The sequence below is a fragment of the Pseudomonas sp. NPDC090752 genome, assembly GCF_055584805.1.
Genome location: NZ_JBVJLI010000019.1, coordinates 63,998 through 87,530 on the forward strand (window position 1 = coordinate 63,998; position 23,533 = coordinate 87,530).

Sequence of the window (23,533 nt, forward strand, 5' to 3'; positions counted from 1 at the left end):
ACCAGCACAGGCCCCACCTTGACCCGAGAACAACTCGAAACCCAGCAAATCCCGATCTACTTCGCCGCCGTGCTCGCCGCCGTCGCCTTCGGCCTGCTGGTCACTGACACCGCGCGCTTGCTGGAAGCCCTGATTACCCCCGCCATTGCCGTGCTGATGTACGCGATGTTCCTGCAGATCCCCTTCCTCGACCTGCGCCAGGGCCTGGGCAACCGGCGCTTCATGGCCGCGCTGCTGCTGGCCAACTTCGTGCTCGTGCCGCTGCTGGTATGGGCCGCCACCCGCAGCCTGGTCGCGCATCCGGCCATCCTCATCGGCGCCCTGCTGGTGCTGCTGACCCCGTGCATCGACTACGTAGTGGTGTTTACCCACATTGGCAAAGGCGACTCACGCCTGACCCTCGCGGCCACGCCTGTGCTGCTGCTGGTGCAGTTGCTGCTGTTGCCGGTGTACCTGATGTTGATGCTTGGCGATGGCAACGCGGTGGCGATCGACATCACCCCCTTCGTCGAAGCCTTCGTGCTGCTGATCGTGCTGCCGATGGTCCTCGCCGTGCTCACCTCGGCCGGCGCTCGGCGCTCAAGGGTGGTATCGACCTGGAATGACGCCTGGGCGTGGATGCCGGTGCCGGCGATGGCACTGGTGCTGGTGGCGGTGATCGCTTCGCAGATTGCCGTGGTGCTGCGCGATTTTGAGCACTTGCTGCCGGTGATCCCGGTGTACCTCGGCTTCATGCTGCTGGCCCCGGTGCTCGGGTTTGTCTCGGCGCGGTTGTTCCGCTTACCGGTGGCCGAGGCTCGCTCGGTGACCTTCAGCGCCGCGACACGCAATTCGCTGGTGGTGTTGCCGCTGGCGCTGGCGTTGCCGGAAGACCTGCGCGGGCTGGCAGCGGCGGCGGTGATTACCCAGACGTTGATGGAGCTGGTGTTTGAGTTGGTTTATGTGCGGGTAGTGCCAGCACTGGTGCGGGCATGATTCGCGCGCTGCATACCCTGTGGGAGCGGCTTTAGCCGCGAAGCAGGCGACACAGTGGATGGCACCGGCTTCGCCGGTGTTCGCGGCTGAAGCCGCTCCCACAGGAGATCGTCTAAAACAATGAGTTAGCCACCTTTTTCTAACGTCCTCTACTCCTGCTTGGCTGTGAAACATTCGGAAAATCAGCGGCTGAAGCATTTTGACTACTGAGCCCGGAAAATGAACCGGATGCGCGCACTCAGTTTGCGCTCGACGACTTCAAGGAGCGGCTCGCCCCTTCGAGCATCCGTTTTCAACGTTGCACGCTGTAAGGGATTCCCGTACATTCACTATGCGCACAGTAATCGAGACGCCAACGTTTCAAAAAAACGCTGCCAAGTTATGGACTGATGAAGAACGAGTGGCATTCATCGACTGGATTGCGGTGAATCCGCTGGCTGGAGATGTGATTCCCGGAGCGGATGGCGCACGAAAAGTACGATGGAGCTGCGCAGGATCAGGCAAATCCGGCGGCGCTCGGGTGATTTACTTCAACCTGAGCGAAAACGAAATTGTGTTGTTGGTTACGGTTTATGCCAAGGCAGAGCGAACCAACATCAGCCCCGCTGAAATCAGCAAGGTGGTATGACATGCGTGATCTTGATATCGAAAAAGTTGCGAAGGCTATTGAGGTCGATGCGGGCGAGCCGTTGCCTGATCTGCGCCAAGCGCTAGAAGAAGCCAAGCTGGGGGTTGGGCGCATTACCACCCCTGAGCAAATCCTGGTTCGCCAGGCTCGCGAGCGCTGCGGCCTGACTCAAGTTTCGTTCGCCGAGCGCATTGCTACACCCGTGGCGACTTTGCGCGATTGGGAACAAGGTCGCTTCGTGCCTCCTGGCGGTGTGCTGTGCCTGATGCGTTTGATTCTCAAGCATCCTGAGCTTACACAGGAGCTGGTCACACATTAGTCGAATTTCCCTGCTACACAGTGGTGGCCATATCTTCAATCTCTTGCACACGTCGAGTTGTGTAAGCAAGGCAGAAGGCAAAGCCGGCGTGATGGGGACCAAGCTGGCAAGGACGTTGTAGCCGACGCCGGAAGTCTTATCCAACTTGTGATGTGTTGGTGTCGACACATGCGCTATCGCCCACCCCATGGCCGACGATAGCGCCTGCTTCCTAGTCGGCTAGATCACTTTGATGGCTGAGCTCGGCCATCTTCCCAGACTCCTCACTGGCCAAACGACTGATGATCCGAATCGCCTGATGGATGCCGGCGGCGTTGCGGAAGGTCAGCTGCGGGTTGTGCTCGCATTCGAGCATCTCGTCGTGCTGTACGAGGGCTTCGCCGAGCAGTTCGAGCGTCCAGGCGTAGCTTTGGATTGTGGATAAACGTTCGAAGTCAGTCATGGGGGACCTGCCTTGGTGTGCAGGCGAGATAGGGTTTGAAGCAGATGGGGTAGAAACGGTGAAGGCTGGGGGCCGGCGTGGGGCGGCGGTGGAGAACGGATGCGAGGATCCGCAAGGGATTTCTGGTGGTCATGCATGAGTTCCTTTCGTTGTGGAACTGCCACCGCTCGCGGCCAAGCAAGTTAAGGTGGCAGCAGTACGCGGGTTGGCCGACCGGGACGAAAGGAGCCCGGCACACCCGAAGGTGTCCCGCGCACCACCGCCATAACACGACATCGCGGACACAAAAAAAGCGCCTGCGATGAAGACTGGGCGCTGATGCGCCTTTCGATTCCGACCGGCCAAGGTCGCATCACCGATGCTTCGGTGACTGAGGCAATGTATCCCCCTGCCCCAGCTTTCGCAAGCCGTTCGCCTCTGAGGAAGTACGACTCATGGTGTGGGAAAACACCGGAGGCCGATCAGGCTTGGATGTGCCTGTCAGACTTTCATAGCCTCGCTGGCCTTGCAAATATCGGCCGCCACCTCGGCGATTGCCCTGCAAAGCGCCTGGGTGGCGAGATCAACTTCAGTTTCGCCGTTCACCCCTGCCGGGTAACTCCGAACATGCTCTCGTTTGTGGGTGCCAACACGGCAGGTCACTGCACCCGCATTAATCTGCATGCCGTGCTGCACCACCAACCGCATTGCATCAGCACCATCCACAATCGGGTCCCATGGAAGCCAGGCCACGCAGTCCCCGAAATCTCGGTAATAGCCTGCCGAACCATTCTGGAAGGAAAGCTTCAGCCCGATGGACCTGGCTGAAAGCTCAATCAACTCGCAATCCGACACACTGCCTCCACGCGTCAACTATAAGTGCATCATGAATGCGATATCACAACGCCACTAACCAGCCCCGATTGTGACAAATCCCATTCGGACCCGCCAGTGCAGGACATGAGCTCATTCCACTCCTGCAATCCCCGCCCAGGCCCGGTGCGAAGCTGACCAAGATGCTTTTCAGGGTAAGTTCCGACCCATGCTGAACAATGCGAACAGCAGGAACGGCACATTGCTTGCCGGCACCAGGACCGATGGCGGGCAGGCGGTGACGAACGACGCCAGCAGGGCCATTCCAGCAATACCCCCGGTGATCAGCCCGCTCTTGCCAGAATTGCAATTCCGGTCGCGGCCAGGGCGATGCCCGTAACTAGGCCGTATGCGTCATCTAGCGTGCTGTGGCGTGGGTAAGAGGAGGCGTTAGTGTTCATACGGCGTCTCCATGCGCCGAGTGGCTGGTTGGCGCACACCTTCCACACGGGTGACGCGGGCAATCTCGATGCCGTGGCGAACGATGATAACCACGGTTCCGTAGATCACTTGTTCAAGTATGAATTCTAGGCTCGACTGGGCGTCGGCCAGGTCGTAAGTCACCTGGTACACGGTGCGGTTCCTTTTGGGAGGATGGTTCGAAAGGTGGGTTACACCTGGGGCGCCTTGGGCCAGGGTAGGCCGGCAGCTGAGGGAAATGATGGCGCTGATTGTGCGAAAAGTGCTTTCTAACTTTGCAGGTAATGGGACTATTTTCGAATTAATTATTCGCAATACCGCAAAACAGCGAGAGAACTATGCGCTGACAAGTAGGGGCGGATTTTTTAGAGCCGTCTAAAGCCGATCCATGGCTCCAATCAGTCATTCTCAAGCATGGCGCGCACTGCGCCGTCGTTTGCCTCGCAGGCACGGCACGAAATGCGCTAGCCCGGGGCGATAGTGTTGCCAGCAAAAGCGTGCAGGGCCGAGGCGGCTACCAAAGGATTTCAACAGAGGTACCACAGGGCTTCCCTAGCACAGGTAATATATGCGTAAATCCGAATATACGAATTACCATATTTAGTAGGCCTACCATGCCCCTCTCTCCTCCCGCCGTCTTCAAGTGCCTCGGTGATGAAACCCGCGCACGGATCATGTTGATGCTGTTCGCCGAAGGTGAGCTTTGCGTGTGCGAACTCATCTGGGCGCTCGATGACAACCAGCCGAAGGTGTCCCGGCATCTGGCCCAGCTAAGGGCCTGCGGGCTGTTGGAGGATCGTCGCCAGGGCCAGTGGATCTACTACCGACTTCACCCCGAGCTTCCCGAGTGGATCAAAAGTGTCCTGCAGGTAACGCTTGAGGCACATCAGGCCTGGGTTCATGACGATCAAGGACGTCTTGCTTCAATGGAAGGCCGTCCCGTCCGTCAGGCTTCGTGCTGCTGAGGTTCGCAGATGCTAACAGCTGGCTTGATATTCGTTTTCACACTCACACTGGTCATCTGGCAACCCAAGGGCCTTGGCGTCGGCTGGAGTGCCGCTGCGGGCGCAATCCTGGCGCTACTTACTGGCGTGGTCAGCTTGGCTGATGTTCCAACGGTCTGGCACATCGTGTGGAATGCCACGGCCACCTTCATCGCGGTCATCATCATCAGCCTTCTGCTCGACGAGGCCGGGTTCTTTGAATGGGCAGCCCTGCATATGGCGCGCTGGGGCCGTGGCAAAGGTGGGCGCCTTTTCGCACTGATGGTGCTGTTGGGGGCTGCGGTATCGGCACTGTTCGCCAACGATGGCGCTGCACTGATCCTGACGCCCATCGTTATCGCGATGCTCACTGCCCTGCGCTTCGGCCCTGCTTCCACCCTCGCCTTCGTTATGGCAGCTGGATTCATCGCTGACACTGCAAGCCTGCCCATGGTCGTGTCCAACCTGGTGAACATCGTCTCTGCTGACTTCTTCGGTGTGGGCTTCGGTGAGTACGCCTCCATCATGTGGCCAGTCAACCTGGTGAGTGTGGCCGCCACACTGCTGATGCTCTGGCTGTTCTACCGCAAGAACATTCCTGCCCAGTACGACCCCGAGCAACTGGCGGCCCCCGAGCATGCCATTCGTGATCGGGCGACATTCGTAGCCGGCTGGTGGGTACTCGTCCTGTTGTTGGCCGGACTTTTCGCGCTGGAGCCGTTGGGAATTCCCATCAGCGTTGTCGCGGCCCTGTGTGCCGTCATCCTCCTGTTCATCGCAGGTAGGGGCCACATTATTTCTACACGCAAGGTCATCAAGCATGCTCCCTGGCAGGTCGTAGTGTTCTCGCTGGGGATGTACCTGGTGATCTACGGTTTGCGAAACGCTGGGCTTACCGATGCCCTTTCCACATTGTTCAGCTATTTCGGCGAACAGGGACTTTGGGCAGCAACCATTGGCACAGGAGTCTCGGCAGCATTGTTGTCCTCAGTAATGAACAACATGCCCAGCGTGCTCATCGGCGCCCTTTCGATCCAAGGCAGCAATGCTACCGGCCTGATCCATGACGCAATGGTCTACGCCAACGTGATCGGCTGCGACCTAGGCCCGAAGTTCACGCCGATCGGTAGCCTCGCCACGTTGCTGTGGCTGCACGTCCTGGCACAGAAGAACATCCGCATCACCTGGGGTTACTACTTGAAGGTGGGCACCCTCCTCACCCTCCCTATCCTGCTCGTGACCCTGGCTGCCTTGGCCTTGCGGCTGAGCCTCCACGCCTAGGAGTCAATGATGAAAGTGCTGTTCATGTGTACCGCCAATAGCTGCCGGAGCGTGCTGTCCGAGGGCCTGTTCAACCACGTTGCCCCTGAGGGAATGACTGCTGTGAGCTCCGGCAGCTTCCCCAGTGGGCGCTTGAACCCACGCGCAGTCAGCACGCTGAATAGCCTTGGCGTAGATACTTCTGCGCTGTATAGCAAAGGCTCCGAGCGCTTCCAGGACAGCCCACCGGACATCGTGATTACCGTGTGCGATAAAGCTGGCGGTGAACCGTGCCCGGTGTATTTCGGGCCGTCCGTGAAAAGCCACTGGGGCCTCTCCGATCCTTCCGATGTTCAAGGAAGCGATGAGCAAGTGCAGGCCGCTTTCGATGCGACCGTAAGCCATATCCGCAAGCGCCTCGCCGCTTTCTTCGCTCTCAACCACAGCGCGCTCAGCCCAACGGAGTTCAAGCACGCACTGGATCGGATTGGCGAACTCTGATGACCGATTTCACCGCGCAGACGCCGCAGGACTTCCCAAGCCTGGACCTGGAGTTGTTCGACGCCCCGACTCTCGACCAGCTCACCCAGCACGCCCCTCCAGCCCACAAGCCGCGCATCTTGTTGCTCTACGGATCGACTCGGGAGCGCTCGTTCAGCCGCCTGCTCACCCAAGAGGCTGCCCGGATTCTGGAGCTCATGGGAGCAGAGACGGTCATCTTCGACCCTTCCGGCCTGCCACTTCCGGATGATGCGCCTGTAGAGCATCCGAAGGTGCAGCAGCTGCGTGACTTGGTGCTGTGGTCGGAGGGCCAGGTGTGGTGTTCACCCGAGCGTCACGGCTCCATGTCCGCTGTGTTCAAGGCACAGATTGACTGGATCCCCCTGGCGTTGGGCGCAGTGAGGCCCTCTCAGGGCAAGACACTTGCGGTGATGCAGGTGAGTGGTGGCTCGCAGTCGTTCAACACGGTCAATCAGCTGCGCGTGCTGGGCCGCTGGATGCGCATGGTCACCATCCCCAATCAGTCGTCCGTGCCAAAGGCATTTCTGGAGTTCGATGAGAACGGGCGGATGAAGCCATCTTCTTATTACGACCGCCTGGTCGATGTGATGCAGGAGCTCATGAAGTTTACGCTGCTGGTGCGGGGGCGGGAGGCGTATATGGTTGAGCGGTACTCGGAGCGTAAAGAAAGTGCAGAAGCGCTGACCAAGCGAGTGAATCAGCGGGTAATTTGGACGGTAGGCTAATGGAGCGTGCTTGAAATAGGGTAGTTGGTGGAGATATGTGAGTTTTCCGGGGATTCGGAAACGAAAAACCGGCCAGAAGGCCGGTTTAGAGGGCTTCCAAAGCATTCAGCGGAATGCTGTGGAGCTGGATATGGTGCCGGAGACAGGAATCGAACCTGCGACCTTCGCGTTACGAGTGCGCTGCTCTACCGACTGAGCTACACCGGCGTGTAGCGCAACGTACCACTGCCGCACCCGTTACGCAAACCCCTGTTTCCCCTGGCTTATTGCCCTACCCTCAGCCCCCTTTGCACCCGCTCGGCGCGAGGTCGTCTTCGATGGTGGTGGTACAGCTCCACCCGCTGGCCGAGCGGGTCAGCGTCAGGGCTTTGCCGACCACATTGGCCGGCGCGTCGACCAGGGTGCAGACGAGGCTGCCACTACCCGTAGCCGCGGTGCCCTGCGCCGTGATCGCACAGTGCGCAGTCGCAGGCTGGCCGCCGAGTGAGGCTACGTCGGCCACGTCCTTGCCTTCGTTCAACCGAAGGTCCATCGCCGTCTTCAGTGCGCTGATCTCCAACAGCCCGGCCGACGCCTTGCTGCGTGACTGGTAGTTGGTATAAGCCGGTAAGGCGATGGTCGCCAGAATGCCGATGATCGCGACGACGATCATCAGTTCGATCAGGGTGATACCACGTTGCCCTTTCATGAACAGTTTCCTTTTTGATACGCGTATGCATTGAGGTCACTCTCGACCCCGGCGGGCAGCGGCGCAGTAGGCCTGAACAGACACCTTTTGTCACCCCTGCCCGCCTGGGCGTCATCTTCGCTGAACTACTCTAGTGAGCATCAGGGAAGTGCGCCCCTCCATGGACGCGGCAAGCTGTTTCCAGGCTTGTCACACGGGCAAAAAGGACCTTTGCATGAATCATTCAACACAGCTTTACGCATGGTATGGCACCGATGCCAACGGCGCGGTGGTCAGCGGGCAGGTGGCGGGGCGTAGCCAGGCTTACGTGCGTGCCGGGCTGCAGCGTCAGGGTATTCTCGTCACCCGCGTGCGGCTGGCAGGAGGCGGGCTGGCCTGGCGCTGGCCGAAGCGGCCAGAGAAGCGTGACCCGGCGGGTTTCAGCCGGCAGTTGGCCACCTTGCTCAGGGCCGGGGTGCCGTTGTTGCAGGCGTTCGAAGTGATGGGGCGAAGCGGCTGTGGGGCTGGGCAGGCGGCGCTGCTGGAGCGATTGAAACAGGATGTGGCAGCGGGGCTAGGGTTGGCGGATGCGTTGCAGCGGCATCCGCTGTGGTTCGATGCTTTGTACTGCAACCTGGTGCGGGTGGGGGAGCAGTCCGGCACGCTGGATCGGCAGCTCGAACAGCTGGCGGGCATGCTGGAGCAGGGCCAGGCGCTGCGCAAACGGGTGCGTAAGGCGATGCTTTATCCACTGCTGCTGTTGCTCACAGGGTTGGGGGTGTCGGCGATTTTGTTGCTGGAGGTGATTCCGCGGTTTCAAAGTTTGTTTGCGGGCTTCGATGCAGCATTGCCGGCGTTTACGCAGTGGGTCATCGACTTGTCCACAGGGCTGAGCCGCCTTGCACCCCAGCTGTTGATAACTGCAATTGCGCTCTCTGTGGGGGTGCGCCAGGTTTATCGGAAGCATCCGTCAGCGCGCCTGTGGATAGCTTGCCAAGTGCTACGAATACCGGTGCTTGGGGGGTTGTTGGGGCAGGCGGCGCTGGCTCGCTTTGCACGCAGCCTGGCAACGGCTTACGCCGCCGGTGTGCCCTTGCTGGATGCACTGGGTACCGTGGCCAAGGCGAGTGGCAGTGACTTGCACGGGCAGGCGATCCTGCGGCTGCGTCAAAGCATGGCCAATGGGCAGGGGCTGAATCAGGCGATGGCGCTGGAGAGGTTGTTCCCGCCACTGCTGGTGCAGCTTACGGCCATCGGCGAATCCAGCGGTACGCTGGATCAGATGCTGGATAAAGCCGCCAGCCATTATGAGGAACAGGTCAGCCAGGCGCTGGACCAGTTGACCAGCCTGCTGGAGCCGGCCATCGTGCTGATCCTGGGCTTGCTGGTCGGCGGCCTGGTGGTGGCGATGTACCTGCCGATCTTCCAGTTGGGTAGCTTGATCTGAACATGACTGCATGGACTTTACTGGCGCAGCAGCCAGCGTATTTCATCACCCTGGCGGCGGTGCTTGGCCTGTTGCTCGGCAGCTTCATCAATGTGGTGGTGCACCGCCTACCGATCATGCTGGAGCGCCAATGGCAGCGTGAAGCGCAGGAGGTGCTGGGGCTGCCAACCTGTGAGCACGAGCGCTTCGACCTGTGCCTGCCCGCGTCACGCTGCCGGCATTGCGGGCACTCGATCCGCGCCTGGGAAAACATTCCGGTGCTGAGCTACCTGGCCCTGCGCGGGCGCTGTTCGGCTTGTAAGCACCCGATCAGCTCACGTTATCCACTGGTCGAGGTGAGCTGCGCGTTGCTCTCGATGGTGGTGGCCTGGCAATACGGCGCTGGCGCAACGGCGATCGCCCTGCTGGTCTTCACCTGGAGCCTGCTGGCGCTGAGCCTGATCGACCATGACCAGCAAATCTTGCCGGATGTGCTGGTGCTGCCGACGCTGTGGCTGGGGCTGATCGTCAATGCGTTCGACACCGTGGTGCCGTTGCCCGATGCCCTCTGGGGCGCGGTGGCGGGTTACCTCAGCTTGTGGTCAGTGTATTTGGTGTTCAAACTGATCACCGGCAAGGAAGGCATGGGCTATGGCGATTTCAAGTTGCTGGCCTTGATAGGCGCCTGGGGCGGCTGGCAGGTAATACCCCTGACCTTGATGTTGTCGTCGTTGGTCGGCGCGGCTGTCGGCCTGTGCCTGCTGCGCTTGCGCAAGCACTCGGTCGGCACGGCGATACCTTTTGGTCCTTATCTGGCGATTGCGGGGTGGATTGCTGTGCTCTGGGGTGATGAAATATACGCCTCCTACCTGCAACTGCTTGGATTCTGATGACCACTGCGGCCTTCACCCCTTGGATACTCGGCCTCACCGGCGGCATCGGCAGCGGCAAAAGTGCCGCCGCCGAGCGCTTCGTCGAGCTTGGCGTGCATCTGGTCGATGCCGATCAGGCAGCGCGCTGGGTGGTAGAACCTGGCCGCCCGGCCCTGGCCAGCATCGTCGAACGCTTCGGCCCTGGCGTGCTACAGGACGACGGCCAGCTCGACCGTGCGGCGTTGCGTCAATTGATCTTTGCCGACCCGGCCCAGCGCAAATGGCTGGAACAGCTGCTGCACCCGCTGATCGGGCAGGAAATTTTCAGCTACCTGGCCAAGGCGGAGTCACCCTATGCGGTGTATGTGTCGCCCTTGCTGATCGAGTCTGGCCAACACCAGAAGGTCCAGCGCGTGCTGGTGATCGATGCGCCAGCAGAGCTCCAAGTAGCGCGAACCCTGGCGCGGGATAACACCAGCGCCGAGCAGGTGCAGGCGATTCTCAAGGCCCAGCTGGCCCGTGAGGAGCGCTTGGGCCATGCCAACGATGTGGTGGTCAATGACGGCGACCTCGCCTCGCTCCATGAGCAGATTGACCGCCTGCACCACTTTTACCTGACTTTACGAGGAGGCCAGCCGTGAGCCAGCCATTGACCGTCGACTGCCCGACCTGTGGCGCACCTGTGGAATGGCACGAGAACAGCCCGTTCCGGCCGTTCTGTTCCGATCGCTGCAAACTGATCGACCTGGGGGCCTGGGCGGCGGAGGAGCACAAGATCCCGGTGGCGCCGGATTCTGAAGATGAGTTGTTTTCGGGGGATTTAGAACCGAGGCACTGACGGGAATACTAGCTGCCTGTGCCGGCCTCTTCGCGGGGCAAGCCCGCTCCCACAGGTACATCACATTCTTGAGGTCAGTGGTCAACCTGTGGGAGCGGGCTGGCCCGCGAAGAGGCCGGCACAGCCAATACAAGACTATCGCTCATCATCCTTCCAAGGCGCCTGCAGATACCGGCTGCGGTTGAACGTCTCCAGCCACTCCGGGCTGAACACCACCAAGGCACTGATCACCATGCCGTTGATGAATGCCTCCGGGAACATCATCAGCCACAGGTAACCGACAAAGTCGCTGAGCCACTCCGGCATCGCGAAAAGCCCATCCCACCACAGCACCCCCAGCGCCACTGGCACGCAAATCAATACGGTCAATGCCGCCGGGAAGAACCCCGAACAGAAGATATACACGAACAGGTTACGCGGCTGCGCCCGTTCAACCAGAATGGCGCATACCTCGGTGATCAGCACCGGCAGGCCTATCAGCAGCAAACCGTTGACCCCAAGCGCCGCCAGGTCCTGACGCCCCAGCGCCAGCAAGCCGAGCTGGGCAAGAAACCCACCGAGCACCGCCAGCGGCCAGTCCAGCAGCAAGGTCACCGCCGTCATGCCAATGAAGTGATAGGACACGCCGGTGTCGAAGTCGCGCCTCACCAGCCACAGCGCAAACAGGCAGAACACCGTACCGAACAGCAGGTGCTGCCGGCGGCTGTCGGCGAACAGCTCCAGCCAGCGGGTGCGGCTGGCCGCCCAGAGTAGTAAAGGCACATAACCGAGCCAGCCGAGGGTAAGGCTGGTGTCGGACAAAACCTGCGCGCTGATCACCTGTCGAATGCCCCCGGTCGAGCCTGTGGATAAGCTTGAGTCTAGACCCATTCAAAACAGCATCTTAACGTCATGGTTAGCGTCTAAGCTTGTCTGCATGGATGACTCAGACTACCTGCGCCTGCTTACCATCCAGGCCGAACAAGCCAATGCCTTCCTCTCCAATGCACGCAAATGGGAGCGGGAGCGTTGGGTATGCCAGCGCCTGCTGCAGGGGCTGAACATTCCCTATCGCGGCGAGGATTTCACTCCGGCCGGGCAGGAGCCTCCGGATGTGCTGTTCCGCGATGCTTCATTCGAAGTGTTTTTCGTGCTCGACGAAGGGCGTCGGCTCAATGACGAGTGGCGCGAAGAGTTGCAGCGCCGGCGCAGTGCCTTTTCCCTGGCCCAGCTGGTGCGGCGTGAGGCGCGCCCTCGGCGCATCGCCGCCACTGAGCTGCTGGCGCGGTTGGCGCCGACCTTGCGCAAGAAGGCGCACAATTACCGTGAACGTGGGCTGGACTTGAGCGAGCTGGACATCATCGCCTTCGCCAGCCTCAAGCGCGAAGTACTCGACCTCAACACCCACTTCCCGCCGCCCACCGAGTACCTGCGCCAGGGCTGGCGCTCGTTGTCGCTGGTCGGCCCGACCTTTGCCCGAGTGCTGTTCGCCCACCCCGACGCGCCGGATTTCCTGCGCGGCAACCTGGGGCGCAGTATCGTTTTCGACGTCGGCATCAGTCTTTGATCCAGTGCCGAGTGTCATTGCGATGGCGTACACTCGGCGCCAGGGACAGAAAGCTTTATCATTTACCTCAAGTACTTGCCCGAACGCTGTAGCGTTCCGGCAGTCACATACGTCTACCTGACGAGGCCCTACCATGACCAGCCGACTGAATCCTGAAGATCAGCGTCGTGTCGATGAGTACCTGCAAGCCCCCCAGCACCAAGTCGAGCGCAAGCCTTTCCGGCCGTGGCTGCTCCTGGTGCTGGTGCTGGCGGTGACCATCGGGTTGGGCCTCATCAGCCGCCTGTTGAGTGGACTGGTGCTATGAGCTGCCTCGCGCTCGCCCTCCCCTCATGCAGTTTGCGGCCGGCCCCAAGGGCCAAGAATTCCGTAAACCTTATGAGATATCCCCATGACTCATCGCATCGTGATTGTCGGCGGCGGCGCCGGCGGCCTGGAACTGGCGACCCGCCTGGGTAAAACCCTGGGCAAGCGCAAGCAGGCCGAAATCACCCTGGTCGACGCCAACCTCACACACATCTGGAAGCCACTGTTGCACGAAGTGGCGGCCGGCTCGCTCAACTCCTCGGAAGACGAACTGAACTACGTGGCCCAGGCCAAGTGGAACCACTTCAACTTCCAGTTGGGGCGCATGAGCGGCCTGGACCGTGAAGGCAAGCAGATTCAGCTGGCCGCCACCCTCGACGAAGAGGGCCGCGAGCTGGTGCCTGCGCGCACCTTGAGCTACGACACCTTGGTGATCGCCGTGGGCAGCAACACCAACGACTTCGGCACCCTGGGCGCGGCGCAGCACTGCCTGTTCCTGGATACCCGCAAGCAGGCTGAGCGCTTCCACCAGCAATTGCTCAACCACTACCTGCGCGCCCACGCCGGCGACCAGGCCAGCGAGAAAATCAGCGTCGCCATTGTCGGCGCCGGTGCCACCGGTGTTGAGCTGGCAGCAGAGCTGCACCACGCTGCCCATGAGCTGGCGGCCTATGGACTGGACCGCATTCAACCGAAAGATATGCACATCACCGTGATCGAGGCCGGCCCGCGCGTGCTGCCGGCGCTGCCTGAACGCATCAGCGTGCCGGTGCACAAGACCCTGGAAAAACTCGGCGTGACGGTGATGACCAACGCGGCAGTCAGTGAAGTGACGGCCGAAGGCCTGAAGACCGCCAGCGGCGAAGTGATCCAGGCCAGCCTGAAGGTCTGGGCGGCGGGCATTCGTGCACCGGGTTTCCTCAAGGACATCGATGGCCTGGAAACCAACCGTATCAACCAGCTGGTGGTGCGCCCCACCCTGCAGACCACCCGCGATGAGGACATCTTCGCCTTTGGCGACTGCGCCGCCTGCCCGCAGCCTGGCAGCGACCGCAATGTGCCGCCACGTGCCCAGGCGGCGCACCAGCAAGCCGAAATGCTGGCCAAGAGCCTGAAGGCGCGGCTGGAGAACAAGCCGCTGCCAACTTACACCTACAAGGACTACGGTTCGCTGGTGTCGCTGTCGCGCTTCTCGGCGGTGGGTAACCTGATGGGCAACCTGATGGGCAGCGTGAAGCTGGAAGGCTGGCTGGCGCGGATGTTCTATGTGTCGTTGTACCGCATGCACCAGATGGCGCTGTATGGGTTCTTCCGCACGGCGATGATGATGCTGGGCAGCAAGATTGGCCGAGGTACGGAGCCGCGGCTGAAGCTGCACTGATGGTAATGAAAGGGCCGCAATTGCGGCCCTTTTTTTCGCCTGCGATTGGCCGTGCTGGCCCACGACTTTTCGCCAGACAAAGAAAAAGGGCATCTCATGCGAGATGCCCTTTTTACATGGTGGGTCGTGTAGGATTCGAACCTACGACCAATTGGTTAAAAGCCAACTGCTCTACCAACTGAGCTAACGACCCGGAAATGGTCGGGGTGAGGGGATTCGAACTCCTGACATCCTGCTCCCAAAGCAGGCGCGCTACCGGACTGCGCTACACCCCGGGTGTTACATAAGAAAAAGGGCATCTCTATGGAGATGCCCTCTTTACATGGTGGGTCGTGTAGGATTCGAACCTACGACCAATTGGTTAAAAGCCAACTGCTCTACCAACTGAGCTAACGACCCGGAAAATGGTCGGGGTGAGGGGATTCGAACTCCTGACATCCTGCTCCCAAAGCAGGCGCGCTACCGGACTGCGCTACACCCCGAGTGGCTCCGCGACCTGGACTCGAACCAGGGACCCAATGATTAACAGTCATTTGCTCTACCGACTGAGCTATCGCGGAACTGAACTTCGGTACATCTTTACTGCTTCGAAGCCTGTGTTAGCTTCGATCTCTTCAGCTTCGCTGCTTTCGCTTTGTCGCTGCTGAGGCCGGCTATTCTACATTCTTCGTTTTGCTTGTCAACCTCTTTTTTTCATTCAACTTACTGATTTGTAAGTTGTTTTGCGATCGCCGATGTTGCTGGTGATTCGCTTAGTGGCTGACAACGCGGCGTATATTAGGGGCACTCGATTGGGTATGCAAGCAGAAATTTCACAATTTTCAGCATGTTATGCAAAAAGGTCTTTAACCCCCGGTTTTACTGGGTCTGAGCTGGCCTCGTCGCGGGCAAGCCCGCTCCCACAGGAAATACAGAAGCTTCAAAACGGCGCGGTACCTGTGGGAACGGGCTCGCCCGCGAAGAGGCCGGCACAGGATAAACAGGCGAAAAAAAGCCCCGCCGAAGCGGGGCTCATCATGCAGCTGATTACGCAAAGATGATGTCTTCGCCTTCCACCGTGGCGGTGATCGCCGTGCCGGGCAGGAATTTTCCGGACAGGATCAGTTGCGCCAGCGGGTTCTCGATCCAACGCTGGATCGCCCGCTTCAGCGGCCGTGCGCCATACACCGGGTCGTAACCCACCGCGATCAGCTTGTCCAATGCCTCAGGGCTCAGGCTCAGCGCCAGTTCGCGCTCGGCCAAGCGGCTGCGCAGGCGGCCCAGCTGGATCTCGGTGATACCGGCGATCTGCTCGCGGCCCAGCGGTTCGAACACCACCACTTCATCGATCCGGTTGATGAACTCCGGACGGAAGTGCGCCCCTACCGCATCCATCACCGCCGCACGCTGTGCATCACGATCACCCACCAGCTCCTGGATCTGCGCCGAGCCCAGGTTGGAGGTCATCACGATCACCGTATTGCGGAAGTCCACGGTGCGGCCATGGCTGTCGGTCAGGCGACCATCCTCAAGCACTTGCAGCAGCACGTTGAACACATCCGGGTGGGCTTTCTCCACCTCGTCCAACAGCACCACCGAGTACGGCTTGCGGCGTACCGCTTCGGTCAGGTAACCGCCCTCTTCATAACCCACATACCCTGGTGGGGCGCCGATCAGGCGAGCCACGGAGTGTTTCTCCATGAACTCGGACATGTCGATGCGCACCATGGCCTCTTCGGTGTCGAACAGGAACTCGGCCAGCGCCTTGCACAGTTCGGTCTTGCCCACACCGGTCGGGCCAAGGAACAGGAACGAACCACTCGGCCGGTTCGGGTCGGACAGGCCGGCGCGCGAACGGCGCACGGCGTTGGCCACGGCGGTGACGGCTTCGTGCTGGCCAATCACGCGCTGGTGCAGCAGTTCTTCCATCTTCAGCAGCTTTTCGCGCTCGCCTTCGAGCATCTTGGACACCGGAATGCCGGTCCACTTGGACACCACTTCGGCAATTTCTTCCTCGGTGACCTTGTTGCGCAACAGCTGGTTCTCGGTCTTGCCATGCTGGTCGACCATCTGCAGGCTGCGCTCCAGGTCCGGGATCACCCCGTACTGCAGCTCGGCCATGCGGCTCAGGTCACCTTTGCGACGGGCAGCTTCCAGCTCCTGGCGGGACTGCTCGATCTTTTGCTGGATCTGCGCCGAGCCCTGCACTTCTGCTTTTTCGGACGCCCAGATCTCTTCCAGGTCGGAGTACTCGCGCTCCAGGCGCTCGATTTCCTCCTGGAGTTTTTCCAGGCGTTTTTTTGCCGCTTCGTCTTCTTCTTTCTTCAGCGCCTGCGATTCCACCTTCAGCTGGATCAGGCGACGGTCGAGGCGGTCGAGCACTTCCGGCTTGGAGTCGATTTCCATGCGGATGCGGCTGGCCGCTTCGTCGACCAGGTCGATGGCCTTGTCCGGCAGCTGGCGGTCGGTGATGTAGCGATGGCTGAGCTTGGCCGCAGCGATGATCGCGCCGTCGGTGATGGCCACCTTGTGGTGCACTTCATAGCGTTCTTTCAGGCCGCGCAGAATGGCAATGGTGTCTTCCTCGCTCGGCTCTTCCACCAGTACTTTCTGGAAGCGGCGCTCCAATGCGGCGTCCTTCTCGATGAACTGGCGGTATTCGTTGAGCGTGGTGGCACCGACGCAATGCAGCTCGCCCCGGGCCAGGGCCGGCTTGAGCATGTTGCCGGCGTCCATGGCGCCCTCGCCTTTGCCGGCGCCGACCATGGTGTGCAGCTCGTCGATGAACAGGATGATCTGGCCTTCCTGTTTGGACAGCTCGTTGAGCAGCGACTTGAGGCGCTCTTCGAACTCGCCGCGGTACTTGGCACCGGCGATCAACGCACCCATGTCAAGCGCCAGCAGACGCTTGCCTTTAAGGCCGTCGGGCACCTCACCGTTGATGATGCGCTGGGCCAGGCCTTCGGCAATGGCGGTCTTGCCCACGCCGGGTTCGCCGATCAGCACCGGGTTGTTCTTGGTGCGCCGCTGCAGCACCTGGATGGTGCGGCGGATTTCGTCGTCACGGCCGATCACCGGGTCGAGCTTGCCATCTTCGGCACGCTTGGTCAGGTCGACGGTGTACTTGTCCAGGGCCTGGCGCGATTCTTCGACATTGGCATCGTTCACTGCCGCGCCGCCGCGCAGGTTGTTGATGGCGTTTTCCAGGGCCTTCTTGCTCACGCCCTGGCTCAGCAGCAGCTTGCCGAGCTTGCTGTTCTCGTCCATGGCGGCGAGCAGCACCAGCTCGCTGGAAATGAACTGGTCACCCTTCTGCTGGGCCAGGCGGTCCGCCTGGTTGAGCAGGCGCGCCAGGTCCTGCGACATGTTCACGTCGCCGGTGGGGTTCTGGATTTTCGGCAGCTGGTCGAGCTCTTTTACCAGCGTCTGGCGCAGGCTGTTGATGTCGAAGCCGACCTGCATCAGCAGCGGCTTGATCGAACCACCTTGCTGCTCGATCAGCGCCTGCAGCAGGTGCAGGGGCTCGATGGCGGGGTGGTCCATGCCGACGGCCAGGGACTGGGCATCGGATATGGCTAATTGAAGTTTGCTGGTCAAACGGTCTATTCGCATGGGAGTACCTTCCTTTAAAGGGCAGGTCGGAGCGATGGACAGCGCCTGTTCATGAAGAAACCTGCCTGAGATGCCCTTATAGATAAGGGTGATTCTGGAAGATTCAAGCGTAGCGGGGTTGACCGGGGTCAGTCGGATGGATTAGCGGTGCATTCTTCGCGAGCAAGCCCGCTCCCACAGGAATATCACTCTCTCGAAGTCGGTGGTGGACGACCTGTGGGAGCGGGCTTGCCCCGCGAAGAGGCCGGAGCAGTCAGCGAGGATCTAACCAGACCAATGAAGCAAAGCGCCCACCCTGGGGGGTGCGGCGATAGGAAAAGAAACGCGCATCGCTGACCGTGCACAAACCGCCACCGTAAACCGCCGTCACCCCACGCGCCGCCAGGCGAATGCGTGCGAGCTTGTAAATGTCGGCCATCAGCTTGCCCGGGCGCTCACCCTCGACAAAGGCTTCGGCAGCCTCCGGGTGAATGGCGGTGAAGGCACCACGCACTTCCAGTCCCACCTCGAACGCCTGCGGGCCGATCGCCGGACCCAGCCATACCAGCACGTCTTCAGGTGGCAATGCCAACCGATCGAGGGTGGCCTCCAGCACGCCACCGGCCAATCCGCGCCAGCCGGCATGGGCCGCCGCCACGCGGGTTCCTGCGCGGTCGCAGAACAGCGCGGGCAGGCAGTCGGCCGTCATCACGGTGCAGGCGATGCCGGGCTGGTCGGTCCAGCTGGCGTCGGCTTCGGCGACTACCGACGGGTCGGCATCCGCCACCACCAGGCCATGCACTTGCTTGAGCCAGGCGGGCTGGATGGCGAACTCATCGCTCAGGCGACGGCGATTCTCGGCGACCGCCTGCGGCGCGTCGCCGACGTGATCACCCAGATTGAAGGATTCGTAGGGCGGCAGGCTGATGCCGCCCTGGCGGGTGGTGACACAGGCGCGTACCGAGGCCGGGGCAGGCCAATCGGGGAACAGCAGCGACTGCGTCAGGCCACTCATCCGATAAAGCTCTCGCGGTCCTGGTTGAGCAGCGACAGCAGCCAGGTGAAGTCATCTGGCAAAGGCGACTCCCACTTCATCACTTCACCGGTGATGGGGTGGCGCAGCGCCAGGAAACGCGCATGCAGCGCCTGGCGAGGGAAGGTCTTGACCGCTTCGACCATGGCCACGCTGGCCGCCGGCGGAATGCGGAAACGCACGCCGTACGTCTGGTCGCCGACCAGCGGATAACCGACATGCGCCATGTGCACACGAATCTGGTGGGTACGGCCGGTTTCCAGCTTGACCCGCACATGGGTGTGCGAACGGAAGCGCTTGAGCACCCGGTAGTGGCTGACCGCCGGCTTGCCACCGTCCGTCACCGCCATGCGCTGACGCAGGCCGCCATGACGGCCGATCGGGGCGTCGATCTTGCCACCGGCGATCACCACCCCAACCACGATGCATTCGTAGATCCGGCTGACGGAGCGGCTCTGCAGCTGCTCGACCAGGTTGGTCTGCGCCTGCAGGGTCTTGGCGACGACCATCAGACCGGTGGTGTCTTTGTCCAGGCGATGGACGATACCGGCACGCGGCACATTGATGATATCTGGCACGTGGTGCAGCAAGGCATTGAGCAACGTACCGCTGGCGTGACCGGCGGCCGGGTGCACGACAAGCCCGGCAGGCTTGTTGATCACCATGATATGGTCGTCTTCATAGACGATATCCAGCTCGATGTCTTCGGCGACCCAGTCGCCCTGGGCCTCTTGCTCGGCCTCCAGGGCCAGCATCGAGCCACCATGCACGGTGTCACGCGGGCGCACGACGGCGCCATCGACCGTCAGGCGGCCTTCTTTGATCCACGTGGTAAGCCGCGAACGCGAGTATTCAGCGAACAATTGGGCGGCGACCTGGTCGAGGCGTTGACCGCCCAGTTCGGACGGTACCTCTGCGCTAAGTTGAATGATCTCGGACATGCTCGATTCGGCGGGCGTACAGCCTTTGGTTTCGGCTGCACGCTTGTGGTTAAATACGGCTTCTTTTGTCCCGGGGTTGGCCGGGGCGCTCATCATAACAGGACGGCACCGCCCAAGACAGCGGCCGTCAAAGGGACGCAAGCCGCCATGCAAGTGAAACACCTGCTGCTGATCGCCATCCTCGGGCTTACCGCGGCCTGTTCCTCTAATAAAGAGGTCATTGACGAGAACCTCAGCGAGACCGAGCTGTACCAGCAAGCTCAGGCCGACCTGGACAACTCCAGCTATAACAGCGCCGTGAACAAGCTCAAGGCCCTGGAGTCGCGCTACCCGTTCGGCCGTTACGCCGACCAGGCGCAGCTCGAGCTGATCTACGCCAACTACAAGAACTCCGAGCCAGAGGCCGCCAAGTCGGCTGCCGAGCGCTTCATCCGCCTCCACCCACAGCACCCGAACGTCGACTACGCCTACTACCTCAAGGGCCTGACCTCGTTCGACCAGGACCGCGGCCTGCTGGCGCGTTTTCTGCCGCTGGACATGACCAAGCGTGACCCGGGCGCCGCGCGTGACTCGTACAACGAGTTCGCCCAGCTGACCAGCCGCTTCCCCAACAGCCGTTACGCACCGGACGCCAAGCAGCGCATGATCTACCTGCGCAACTTGCTGGCTGCCTATGAAATCCACGTGGCCGACTACTACCTGAGCCGCCAGGCTTACGTAGCTGCCGCCAACCGTGGCCGCTACGTGGTGGAAAACTTCCAGGAAACCCCATCGGTCGGCGACGGCCTGGCCGTGATGGTCGAGGCGTACCAGAAGATGCACCTGGACGAACTGGCGGCCTCCAGCCTGGAAACCCTCAAGCTCAACTACCCTGACCATCCGAGCCTCGCCGACGGCGAGTTCCAGCCCAAGCAGGCCGAGTCCGATGGCCGTGGCTGGCTGTCCAAGGCGACCCTGGGCCTGATCGAAACCGACACGCCACTGCCGCCGGGTGAAACCCGCGCCAACCAGGACGTGGTCCGCCAGTTCCAGGACGCCCGCGCCGAGATGCCGCAGGACCTGCTGCCGAAAGACGAAAACGGCGACCCGATCCTGCCGGAAGGGCCGAAAGAAGCCGAGAAAGACCGCTCGTGGTTCAGCTACATGACCTTTGGTCTGTTCGACTGACTCACCGCGATACGAGAAAGGGAGGCCTGAGGCCTCCCTTTTTTATTAGCCGCGCCCTAGACTATCGGCTTCTTATCTCGACAAGCTGAACACCATGGTTCGCCTACTTTTCTGGATCGCCCTGATCGCCGCCGCGTTCTGGCTGTGGCGCAAATTCAAGATCAGCCAGCAATCGCCGTCCGAGCCGAAACTCGACGCCCCGTTGCAGATGGTGCGCTGCGCCCATTGCGGCGTGCACCTGCCCAATGATCGGGCGCTGCACCGCGGCAATGAGTGGTATTGCAGCCCGTCGCATCTGGAGCAAGGGCCCGGCCGGCAAGGCTGAGCACATTACCCAGTGGGACCGGCTTCAGCCGCGAGCACCGGCGAAGCCGGTGCCATTCACCGCGTCGCTTGCTTCGCGGCTAAAGCCGCTCCCACACGGCACATATCCCTCCCCGACCCTTTCGCACTGTTTACGACCCCCTCCCCGCCCCCAGCATTGACCGCTACCAACAAAATTCGCTAAATCCTATTTATCCGCATAAATACGAAAAATAGCGATATGCTCAAACCCAAACGCAAGCGCCAGAAGCTGTCCGACGTGATCGTCGAATCGGTCAAGCGCTCGATCGTCACCGAAGCCTTGCACCCCGGCGACCGCCTGCCGACCGAGCGTGAGCTGATGGAGCACTTCGAGTGCTCCAAAGGCACAGCCCGTGAAGCGCTCAAGGCCCTGGAGGTCGAAGGGCTGGTCAGTACCCGCACCGGCCCCAGCGGTGGCGCCTACCTCAATGAAGTCGGCACCGAGCCGGCCAGCCGCGCGCTGCGCAACTACCTGCACTTCCAGCATCTGGACGGCGAGCAGGTATACCAGCTGCGCAAAGTCATCGAAGTTGAGCTGGCGGTGTCGGTCATGGGCCAGTTGAGTGAAGCGGACTATGCCGCGCTGCAGGCCAACATCGATTTTTGCAGCACCCCCGAAGACAGCGAAGAAGGCCAGCGCGAGCAGCGTCTGGCGGAGCTGGAGTTCCACACCCTGCTGGCGAACCGTTGCGCCAACCCGCTGCTGCGCTTCATGGCGGTGTTCCTCAACGACCTGCTGCGCGACCTGGTCGTGCTGAAAAAAGCCTACCTGCCCAAGCGCCAGCAGTTCGCCGCCGCCAACATCGACTACCACAAGCAACTGCTGCTCGCCCTACGCGCCAGCGACGAGCCCGCCGTGCGCCGGTTGATGCACGAACACATGTGCGATGCCGAACACCACATGACCGCGCTGGAAGGCGAGGTTGCCCGCAACTTTCTGCTGGAGTTTCCCCACCACCACTGATCCGCCTGGAAAGAGGCCTGCATACAGGCCCGGCCGCACCGCTTTGTCATTGCACTCCTGCCTAATAACCACAACCAAGGAGTTACTCATGCAAAGACGTACCCTGCTCAAGGCAGGCCTTGCCCTGGGTGCCTTAGGTAGCCTCCCCCTGGGGGCGAACCGGGCATTTGCCGACGAACCGTTGACCTTCTACGGGCTCAAATCCATGTCTGGTGCCTTTGCCAGCTACGGCAAGTACGCCGACATGGGTTCGCGCCTGGCCATCGCCGAGTACCCGCAACTGCTCGGCCACCCGCTCAAGTACAAAGTCATCGACACCGAAGGCAACGCCGGCAAGGCGGTGCGCAAGGTACAGGAAGCCATCGGCCAGGATGGTGCACGCTTCTTCCAGGGCTGTACCTTGTCGTCCTCGGCACTGGCAGTGTCGAAGGAAATCCACAAGGCCGGTGGTGTGTTCATGACGCCGGTCGGCGCCGACGAGATCACCGGCAAGGACTGCAACGCCTCGACCTTCCGCTGGTCGGTGCCCACCTATGGCGCCATCCGCGAGACGCTGATCCCGATGATTCGCCAGCTGCCTCAGGCCAAGCGCTGGTACACCATCACCCCGCAATACGTGTTCGGCGATGCGCTGCTGGACAACGCCCGCAAGGTATTCGCCGAATTCGGCGTGGAGCACATCGGCAACAGCTACCACTCGCTGCAGGAGCAGGAGTTCTCCGGTTACCTGACCAACGCCATTGCTGCCAAGCCCGATGTGCTGGTATTGCTCAACTTCGGCAGCCAAGCGTCCAACGCCCTGCGCCAGGCGGTCAACTTCGGCATCAAGGACCGCATGAAAGTGCTGATGGTGTGGTCGGCCGGCCTCGACCAGTTCCAGGAGCTGGGCAGCGATGTGCTGGAAGGCGTTTATCTTGGCGCACAGTACTGGCACCAGGTCGACACACCGCTCAACAGGCAGCTGGTCGCCGCCACTCAAAAAGCCTACGGCATCAACCCAAACTACCCGCTGGCCGCCGACTACATCGGCACCAAGGTCATGCTCGAAGCGATCACCAAGGCCGGCACGCTCGATGGCGCCAGCGTATCCGCCGCCTTGCAGGGCATGCGCTTCCAGGGCCCGACCGGTGATGAACTGATCCGCCCCGGCGACCACCAGGTGCTCAAGGACTATTACCTGCTGCGCGGCAAGCCCCAGGGGCAGATGCGCGACGCAGACGACCTCGCCGAAGTTATCAGCGCTGGGCGCTCATTCGTCGAAATCGACCACACCGGTTGCGCCTTGGCCTGAAGCTGCGGCGTTAGTCAAACACTCGTACAGGCAGGCGCACCGCGCGCTGTCGAGGGCACA

At 61.2% G+C, this 23,533-nt stretch carries 27 protein-coding genes and 6 tRNA genes; 18 read left to right on the forward strand and 15 right to left on the reverse strand.

Annotated elements, in window-relative coordinates; genetic code table 11:
• Positions 1–18 precede the first annotated feature (18 nt).
• The 3 genes from ACZ6YA_RS21780 to ACZ6YA_RS21790 all read left to right on the forward strand — a co-directional run bounded on the left by ACZ6YA_RS21780 (position 19) and on the right by ACZ6YA_RS21790 (position 1,922).
• A complete protein-coding gene (locus tag ACZ6YA_RS21780; protein WP_465899332.1) occupies positions 19–975 on the forward strand; it encodes an arsenic resistance protein in 957 nt (318 codons plus the stop codon).
• Between the two features lie 400 nt (positions 976–1,375).
• Positions 1,376–1,603 (forward strand): hypothetical protein, encoded by a 228-nt coding sequence (locus ACZ6YA_RS21785; RefSeq protein WP_465899333.1) that lies wholly within the window; start codon positions 1,376–1,378, stop codon positions 1,601–1,603.
• Between the two features lies 1 nt (position 1,604).
• A complete protein-coding gene (locus ACZ6YA_RS21790; RefSeq protein ID WP_465899335.1) occupies positions 1,605–1,922 on the forward strand; it encodes a helix-turn-helix domain-containing protein in 318 nt (105 codons plus the stop codon).
• 211 nt (positions 1,923–2,133) lie between these two features.
• Here ACZ6YA_RS21790 and ACZ6YA_RS21795 read toward each other — a convergent pair whose 3' ends face one another.
• The 4 genes from ACZ6YA_RS21795 to ACZ6YA_RS21810 form a co-directional block, all read right to left on the reverse strand.
• On the reverse strand, positions 2,134–2,364 hold the full coding sequence (locus tag ACZ6YA_RS21795) for a hypothetical protein (protein WP_465899337.1): 231 nt from the start codon (positions 2,362–2,364) through the stop codon (positions 2,134–2,136).
• 480 nt (positions 2,365–2,844) lie between these two features.
• Positions 2,845–3,198, reverse strand: a complete 354-nt coding sequence (locus tag ACZ6YA_RS21800; protein WP_465899338.1) for a hypothetical protein — start codon at positions 3,196–3,198, stop codon at positions 2,845–2,847.
• Between the two features lie 168 nt (positions 3,199–3,366).
• Positions 3,367–3,480, reverse strand: a complete 114-nt coding sequence (locus ACZ6YA_RS21805) for a hypothetical protein (RefSeq protein ID WP_465899340.1) — start codon at positions 3,478–3,480, stop codon at positions 3,367–3,369.
• Positions 3,481–3,606: 126 nt separating this feature from the next.
• Positions 3,607–3,789 (reverse strand): hypothetical protein, encoded by a 183-nt coding sequence (locus ACZ6YA_RS21810; RefSeq protein WP_465899342.1) that lies wholly within the window; start codon positions 3,787–3,789, stop codon positions 3,607–3,609.
• Between the two features lie 461 nt (positions 3,790–4,250).
• Here ACZ6YA_RS21810 and ACZ6YA_RS21815 point away from each other — a divergent pair, with 461 nt between their 5' ends.
• Genes ACZ6YA_RS21815 through arsH form a run of 4 tightly spaced genes read left to right on the forward strand, consistent with a single transcriptional unit; the run spans position 4,251 to position 7,126 of the window.
• Positions 4,251–4,601 carry a metalloregulator ArsR/SmtB family transcription factor gene (locus ACZ6YA_RS21815; RefSeq protein WP_465899343.1) on the forward strand — a complete coding sequence of 117 codons (351 nt, stop codon included), beginning with the start codon at positions 4,251–4,253 and terminating at the stop codon, positions 4,599–4,601.
• Positions 4,602–4,610: 9 nt separating this feature from the next.
• Positions 4,611–5,900, forward strand: a complete 1,290-nt coding sequence (locus tag ACZ6YA_RS21820) for an arsenic transporter (protein WP_465899345.1) — start codon at positions 4,611–4,613, stop codon at positions 5,898–5,900.
• A gap of 9 nt (positions 5,901–5,909) precedes the next feature.
• Positions 5,910–6,380 (forward strand): arsenate reductase ArsC, encoded by a 471-nt coding sequence (locus ACZ6YA_RS21825; RefSeq protein ID WP_465899347.1) that lies wholly within the window; start codon positions 5,910–5,912, stop codon positions 6,378–6,380.
• Entirely contained in the window at positions 6,380–7,126 is a 747-nt protein-coding gene (gene arsH, locus ACZ6YA_RS21830) for an arsenical resistance protein ArsH (protein ID WP_465899349.1), read from the forward strand. Before ACZ6YA_RS21825 ends, arsH begins: the two co-directional genes overlap by 1 nt.
• A 131-nt stretch (positions 7,127–7,257) precedes the next feature.
• On the opposite strand, the gene ACZ6YA_RS21835 is transcribed toward arsH, so the two are convergent.
• Together ACZ6YA_RS21835 and ACZ6YA_RS21840 are read right to left on the reverse strand one after the other, a co-directional pair.
• Positions 7,258–7,333 (reverse strand) — tRNA-Thr (locus ACZ6YA_RS21835).
• Between the two features lie 70 nt (positions 7,334–7,403).
• Positions 7,404–7,814: a pilin gene (locus tag ACZ6YA_RS21840; RefSeq protein ID WP_465899351.1), complete on the reverse strand. Its 411-nt coding sequence runs from the start codon at positions 7,812–7,814 to the stop codon at positions 7,404–7,406.
• 214 nt (positions 7,815–8,028) lie between these two features.
• Here ACZ6YA_RS21840 and ACZ6YA_RS21845 point away from each other — a divergent pair, with 214 nt between their 5' ends.
• The 4 genes from ACZ6YA_RS21845 to yacG are packed head-to-tail and all read left to right on the forward strand — an operon-like array spanning position 8,029 to position 10,929.
• Positions 8,029–9,240, forward strand: coding sequence for a type II secretion system F family protein (locus ACZ6YA_RS21845; RefSeq protein WP_465899353.1), 1,212 nt, complete (start codon positions 8,029–8,031; stop codon positions 9,238–9,240).
• A gap of 2 nt (positions 9,241–9,242) precedes the next feature.
• Positions 9,243–10,109: a prepilin peptidase gene (locus tag ACZ6YA_RS21850; RefSeq protein ID WP_465899355.1), complete on the forward strand. Its 867-nt coding sequence runs from the start codon at positions 9,243–9,245 to the stop codon at positions 10,107–10,109.
• Positions 10,109–10,732 carry a dephospho-CoA kinase gene (gene coaE, locus ACZ6YA_RS21855; RefSeq protein ID WP_465899357.1) on the forward strand — a complete coding sequence of 208 codons (624 nt, stop codon included), beginning with the start codon at positions 10,109–10,111 and terminating at the stop codon, positions 10,730–10,732. The genes ACZ6YA_RS21850 and coaE overlap by 1 nt, the downstream gene beginning before the upstream one ends.
• Positions 10,729–10,929 carry a DNA gyrase inhibitor YacG gene (gene yacG, locus ACZ6YA_RS21860; protein ID WP_465899358.1) on the forward strand — a complete coding sequence of 67 codons (201 nt, stop codon included), beginning with the start codon at positions 10,729–10,731 and terminating at the stop codon, positions 10,927–10,929. Before coaE ends, yacG begins: the two co-directional genes overlap by 4 nt.
• 135 nt (positions 10,930–11,064) lie before the next feature.
• Here yacG and ACZ6YA_RS21865 read toward each other — a convergent pair whose 3' ends face one another.
• The gene (locus ACZ6YA_RS21865) at positions 11,065–11,799 is read right to left on the reverse strand and encodes an energy-coupling factor ABC transporter permease (RefSeq protein ID WP_465899360.1); all 735 of its coding nucleotides are present in this window, start codon (positions 11,797–11,799) and stop codon (positions 11,065–11,067) included.
• Positions 11,800–11,845: 46 nt separating this feature from the next.
• Between ACZ6YA_RS21865 and ACZ6YA_RS21870 the strand changes: the two genes are divergently transcribed.
• From ACZ6YA_RS21870 to ACZ6YA_RS21880, 3 genes are all read left to right on the forward strand, one after another.
• Positions 11,846–12,475, forward strand: coding sequence for a DUF1780 domain-containing protein (locus ACZ6YA_RS21870; protein ID WP_403131343.1), 630 nt, complete (start codon positions 11,846–11,848; stop codon positions 12,473–12,475).
• A 133-nt stretch (positions 12,476–12,608) separates the two neighbouring features.
• On the forward strand, positions 12,609–12,782 hold the full coding sequence (locus ACZ6YA_RS21875; RefSeq protein WP_346615901.1) for a DUF3094 domain-containing protein: 174 nt from the start codon (positions 12,609–12,611) through the stop codon (positions 12,780–12,782).
• An 84-nt stretch (positions 12,783–12,866) separates the two neighbouring features.
• Positions 12,867–14,162, forward strand: a complete 1,296-nt coding sequence (locus ACZ6YA_RS21880; RefSeq protein ID WP_465899363.1) for an NAD(P)/FAD-dependent oxidoreductase — start codon at positions 12,867–12,869, stop codon at positions 14,160–14,162.
• Positions 14,163–14,279: 117 nt separating this feature from the next.
• On the opposite strand, the gene ACZ6YA_RS21885 is transcribed toward ACZ6YA_RS21880, so the two are convergent.
• From ACZ6YA_RS21885 to rluD, 8 genes are all read right to left on the reverse strand, one after another.
• Positions 14,280–14,355 (reverse strand) — tRNA-Lys (locus ACZ6YA_RS21885).
• A 5-nt stretch (positions 14,356–14,360) separates the two neighbouring features.
• Positions 14,361–14,437, reverse strand: a tRNA-Pro gene (locus ACZ6YA_RS21890).
• Positions 14,438–14,485: 48 nt separating this feature from the next.
• A tRNA-Lys gene (locus tag ACZ6YA_RS21895) sits at positions 14,486–14,561 on the reverse strand.
• A 6-nt stretch (positions 14,562–14,567) separates the two neighbouring features.
• Positions 14,568–14,644: transfer RNA gene (locus tag ACZ6YA_RS21900), tRNA-Pro, on the reverse strand.
• 2 nt (positions 14,645–14,646) lie between these two features.
• Positions 14,647–14,722 (reverse strand) — tRNA-Asn (locus ACZ6YA_RS21905).
• A 466-nt stretch (positions 14,723–15,188) separates the two neighbouring features.
• Positions 15,189–17,753, reverse strand: coding sequence for an ATP-dependent chaperone ClpB (gene clpB / locus ACZ6YA_RS21910; protein ID WP_465899365.1), 2,565 nt, complete (start codon positions 17,751–17,753; stop codon positions 15,189–15,191).
• A 253-nt stretch (positions 17,754–18,006) separates the two neighbouring features.
• Positions 18,007–18,747, reverse strand: a complete 741-nt coding sequence (pgeF, locus tag ACZ6YA_RS21915; protein ID WP_465899367.1) for a peptidoglycan editing factor PgeF — start codon at positions 18,745–18,747, stop codon at positions 18,007–18,009.
• Positions 18,744–19,706: a 23S rRNA pseudouridine(1911/1915/1917) synthase RluD gene (rluD, locus tag ACZ6YA_RS21920; protein ID WP_465899369.1), complete on the reverse strand. Its 963-nt coding sequence runs from the start codon at positions 19,704–19,706 to the stop codon at positions 18,744–18,746. Before rluD ends, pgeF begins: the two co-directional genes overlap by 4 nt.
• 147 nt (positions 19,707–19,853) lie before the next feature.
• On the opposite strand from rluD, the gene ACZ6YA_RS21925 reads away from it, so the two are divergent.
• The 4 genes from ACZ6YA_RS21925 to ACZ6YA_RS21940 all read left to right on the forward strand — a co-directional run bounded on the left by ACZ6YA_RS21925 (position 19,854) and on the right by ACZ6YA_RS21940 (position 23,473).
• Positions 19,854–20,873: an outer membrane protein assembly factor BamD gene (locus ACZ6YA_RS21925; protein ID WP_465899371.1), complete on the forward strand. Its 1,020-nt coding sequence runs from the start codon at positions 19,854–19,856 to the stop codon at positions 20,871–20,873.
• Positions 20,874–20,967: 94 nt separating this feature from the next.
• Positions 20,968–21,198: a PP0621 family protein gene (locus ACZ6YA_RS21930; protein WP_465899373.1), complete on the forward strand. Its 231-nt coding sequence runs from the start codon at positions 20,968–20,970 to the stop codon at positions 21,196–21,198.
• 219 nt (positions 21,199–21,417) lie between these two features.
• A complete protein-coding gene (locus tag ACZ6YA_RS21935) occupies positions 21,418–22,182 on the forward strand; it encodes a FadR/GntR family transcriptional regulator (RefSeq protein WP_465899375.1) in 765 nt (254 codons plus the stop codon).
• Between the two features lie 88 nt (positions 22,183–22,270).
• Positions 22,271–23,473 (forward strand): ABC transporter substrate-binding protein, encoded by a 1,203-nt coding sequence (locus ACZ6YA_RS21940; protein ID WP_465899377.1) that lies wholly within the window; start codon positions 22,271–22,273, stop codon positions 23,471–23,473.
• Positions 23,474–23,533 lie beyond the last annotated feature (60 nt).

Coding starts and splice junctions, on each gene's coding strand:
- ACZ6YA_RS21790 (WP_465899335.1), top strand. CDS start 1,605: ATGCGTGATCTTGATATCGAAAAAGTTGCGAAGGCTATTGAGGTCGAT.
- ACZ6YA_RS21795 (WP_465899337.1), bottom strand. CDS start 2,364: ATGACTGACTTCGAACGTTTATCCACAATCCAAAGCTACGCCTGGACG.
- ACZ6YA_RS21805 (WP_465899340.1), bottom strand. CDS start 3,480: ATGGCCCTGCTGGCGTCGTTCGTCACCGCCTGCCCGCCATCGGTCCTG.
- ACZ6YA_RS21815 (WP_465899343.1), top strand. CDS start 4,251: ATGCCCCTCTCTCCTCCCGCCGTCTTCAAGTGCCTCGGTGATGAAACC.
- ACZ6YA_RS21820 (WP_465899345.1), top strand. CDS start 4,611: ATGCTAACAGCTGGCTTGATATTCGTTTTCACACTCACACTGGTCATC.
- ACZ6YA_RS21825 (WP_465899347.1), top strand. CDS start 5,910: ATGAAAGTGCTGTTCATGTGTACCGCCAATAGCTGCCGGAGCGTGCTG.
- arsH (WP_465899349.1), top strand. CDS start 6,380: ATGACCGATTTCACCGCGCAGACGCCGCAGGACTTCCCAAGCCTGGAC.
- ACZ6YA_RS21840 (WP_465899351.1), bottom strand. CDS start 7,814: ATGAAAGGGCAACGTGGTATCACCCTGATCGAACTGATGATCGTCGTC.
- ACZ6YA_RS21845 (WP_465899353.1), top strand. CDS start 8,029: ATGAATCATTCAACACAGCTTTACGCATGGTATGGCACCGATGCCAAC.
- ACZ6YA_RS21850 (WP_465899355.1), top strand. CDS start 9,243: ATGACTGCATGGACTTTACTGGCGCAGCAGCCAGCGTATTTCATCACC.
- coaE (WP_465899357.1), top strand. CDS start 10,109: ATGACCACTGCGGCCTTCACCCCTTGGATACTCGGCCTCACCGGCGGC.
- ACZ6YA_RS21865 (WP_465899360.1), bottom strand. CDS start 11,799: ATGGGTCTAGACTCAAGCTTATCCACAGGCTCGACCGGGGGCATTCGA.
- ACZ6YA_RS21870 (WP_403131343.1), top strand. CDS start 11,846: ATGGATGACTCAGACTACCTGCGCCTGCTTACCATCCAGGCCGAACAA.
- ACZ6YA_RS21875 (WP_346615901.1), top strand. CDS start 12,609: ATGACCAGCCGACTGAATCCTGAAGATCAGCGTCGTGTCGATGAGTAC.
- ACZ6YA_RS21880 (WP_465899363.1), top strand. CDS start 12,867: ATGACTCATCGCATCGTGATTGTCGGCGGCGGCGCCGGCGGCCTGGAA.
- clpB (WP_465899365.1), bottom strand. CDS start 17,753: ATGCGAATAGACCGTTTGACCAGCAAACTTCAATTAGCCATATCCGAT.
- pgeF (WP_465899367.1), bottom strand. CDS start 18,747: ATGAGTGGCCTGACGCAGTCGCTGCTGTTCCCCGATTGGCCTGCCCCG.
- rluD (WP_465899369.1), bottom strand. CDS start 19,706: ATGTCCGAGATCATTCAACTTAGCGCAGAGGTACCGTCCGAACTGGGC.
- ACZ6YA_RS21925 (WP_465899371.1), top strand. CDS start 19,854: ATGCAAGTGAAACACCTGCTGCTGATCGCCATCCTCGGGCTTACCGCG.
- ACZ6YA_RS21930 (WP_465899373.1), top strand. CDS start 20,968: ATGGTTCGCCTACTTTTCTGGATCGCCCTGATCGCCGCCGCGTTCTGG.
- ACZ6YA_RS21935 (WP_465899375.1), top strand. CDS start 21,418: ATGCTCAAACCCAAACGCAAGCGCCAGAAGCTGTCCGACGTGATCGTC.
- ACZ6YA_RS21940 (WP_465899377.1), top strand. CDS start 22,271: ATGCAAAGACGTACCCTGCTCAAGGCAGGCCTTGCCCTGGGTGCCTTA.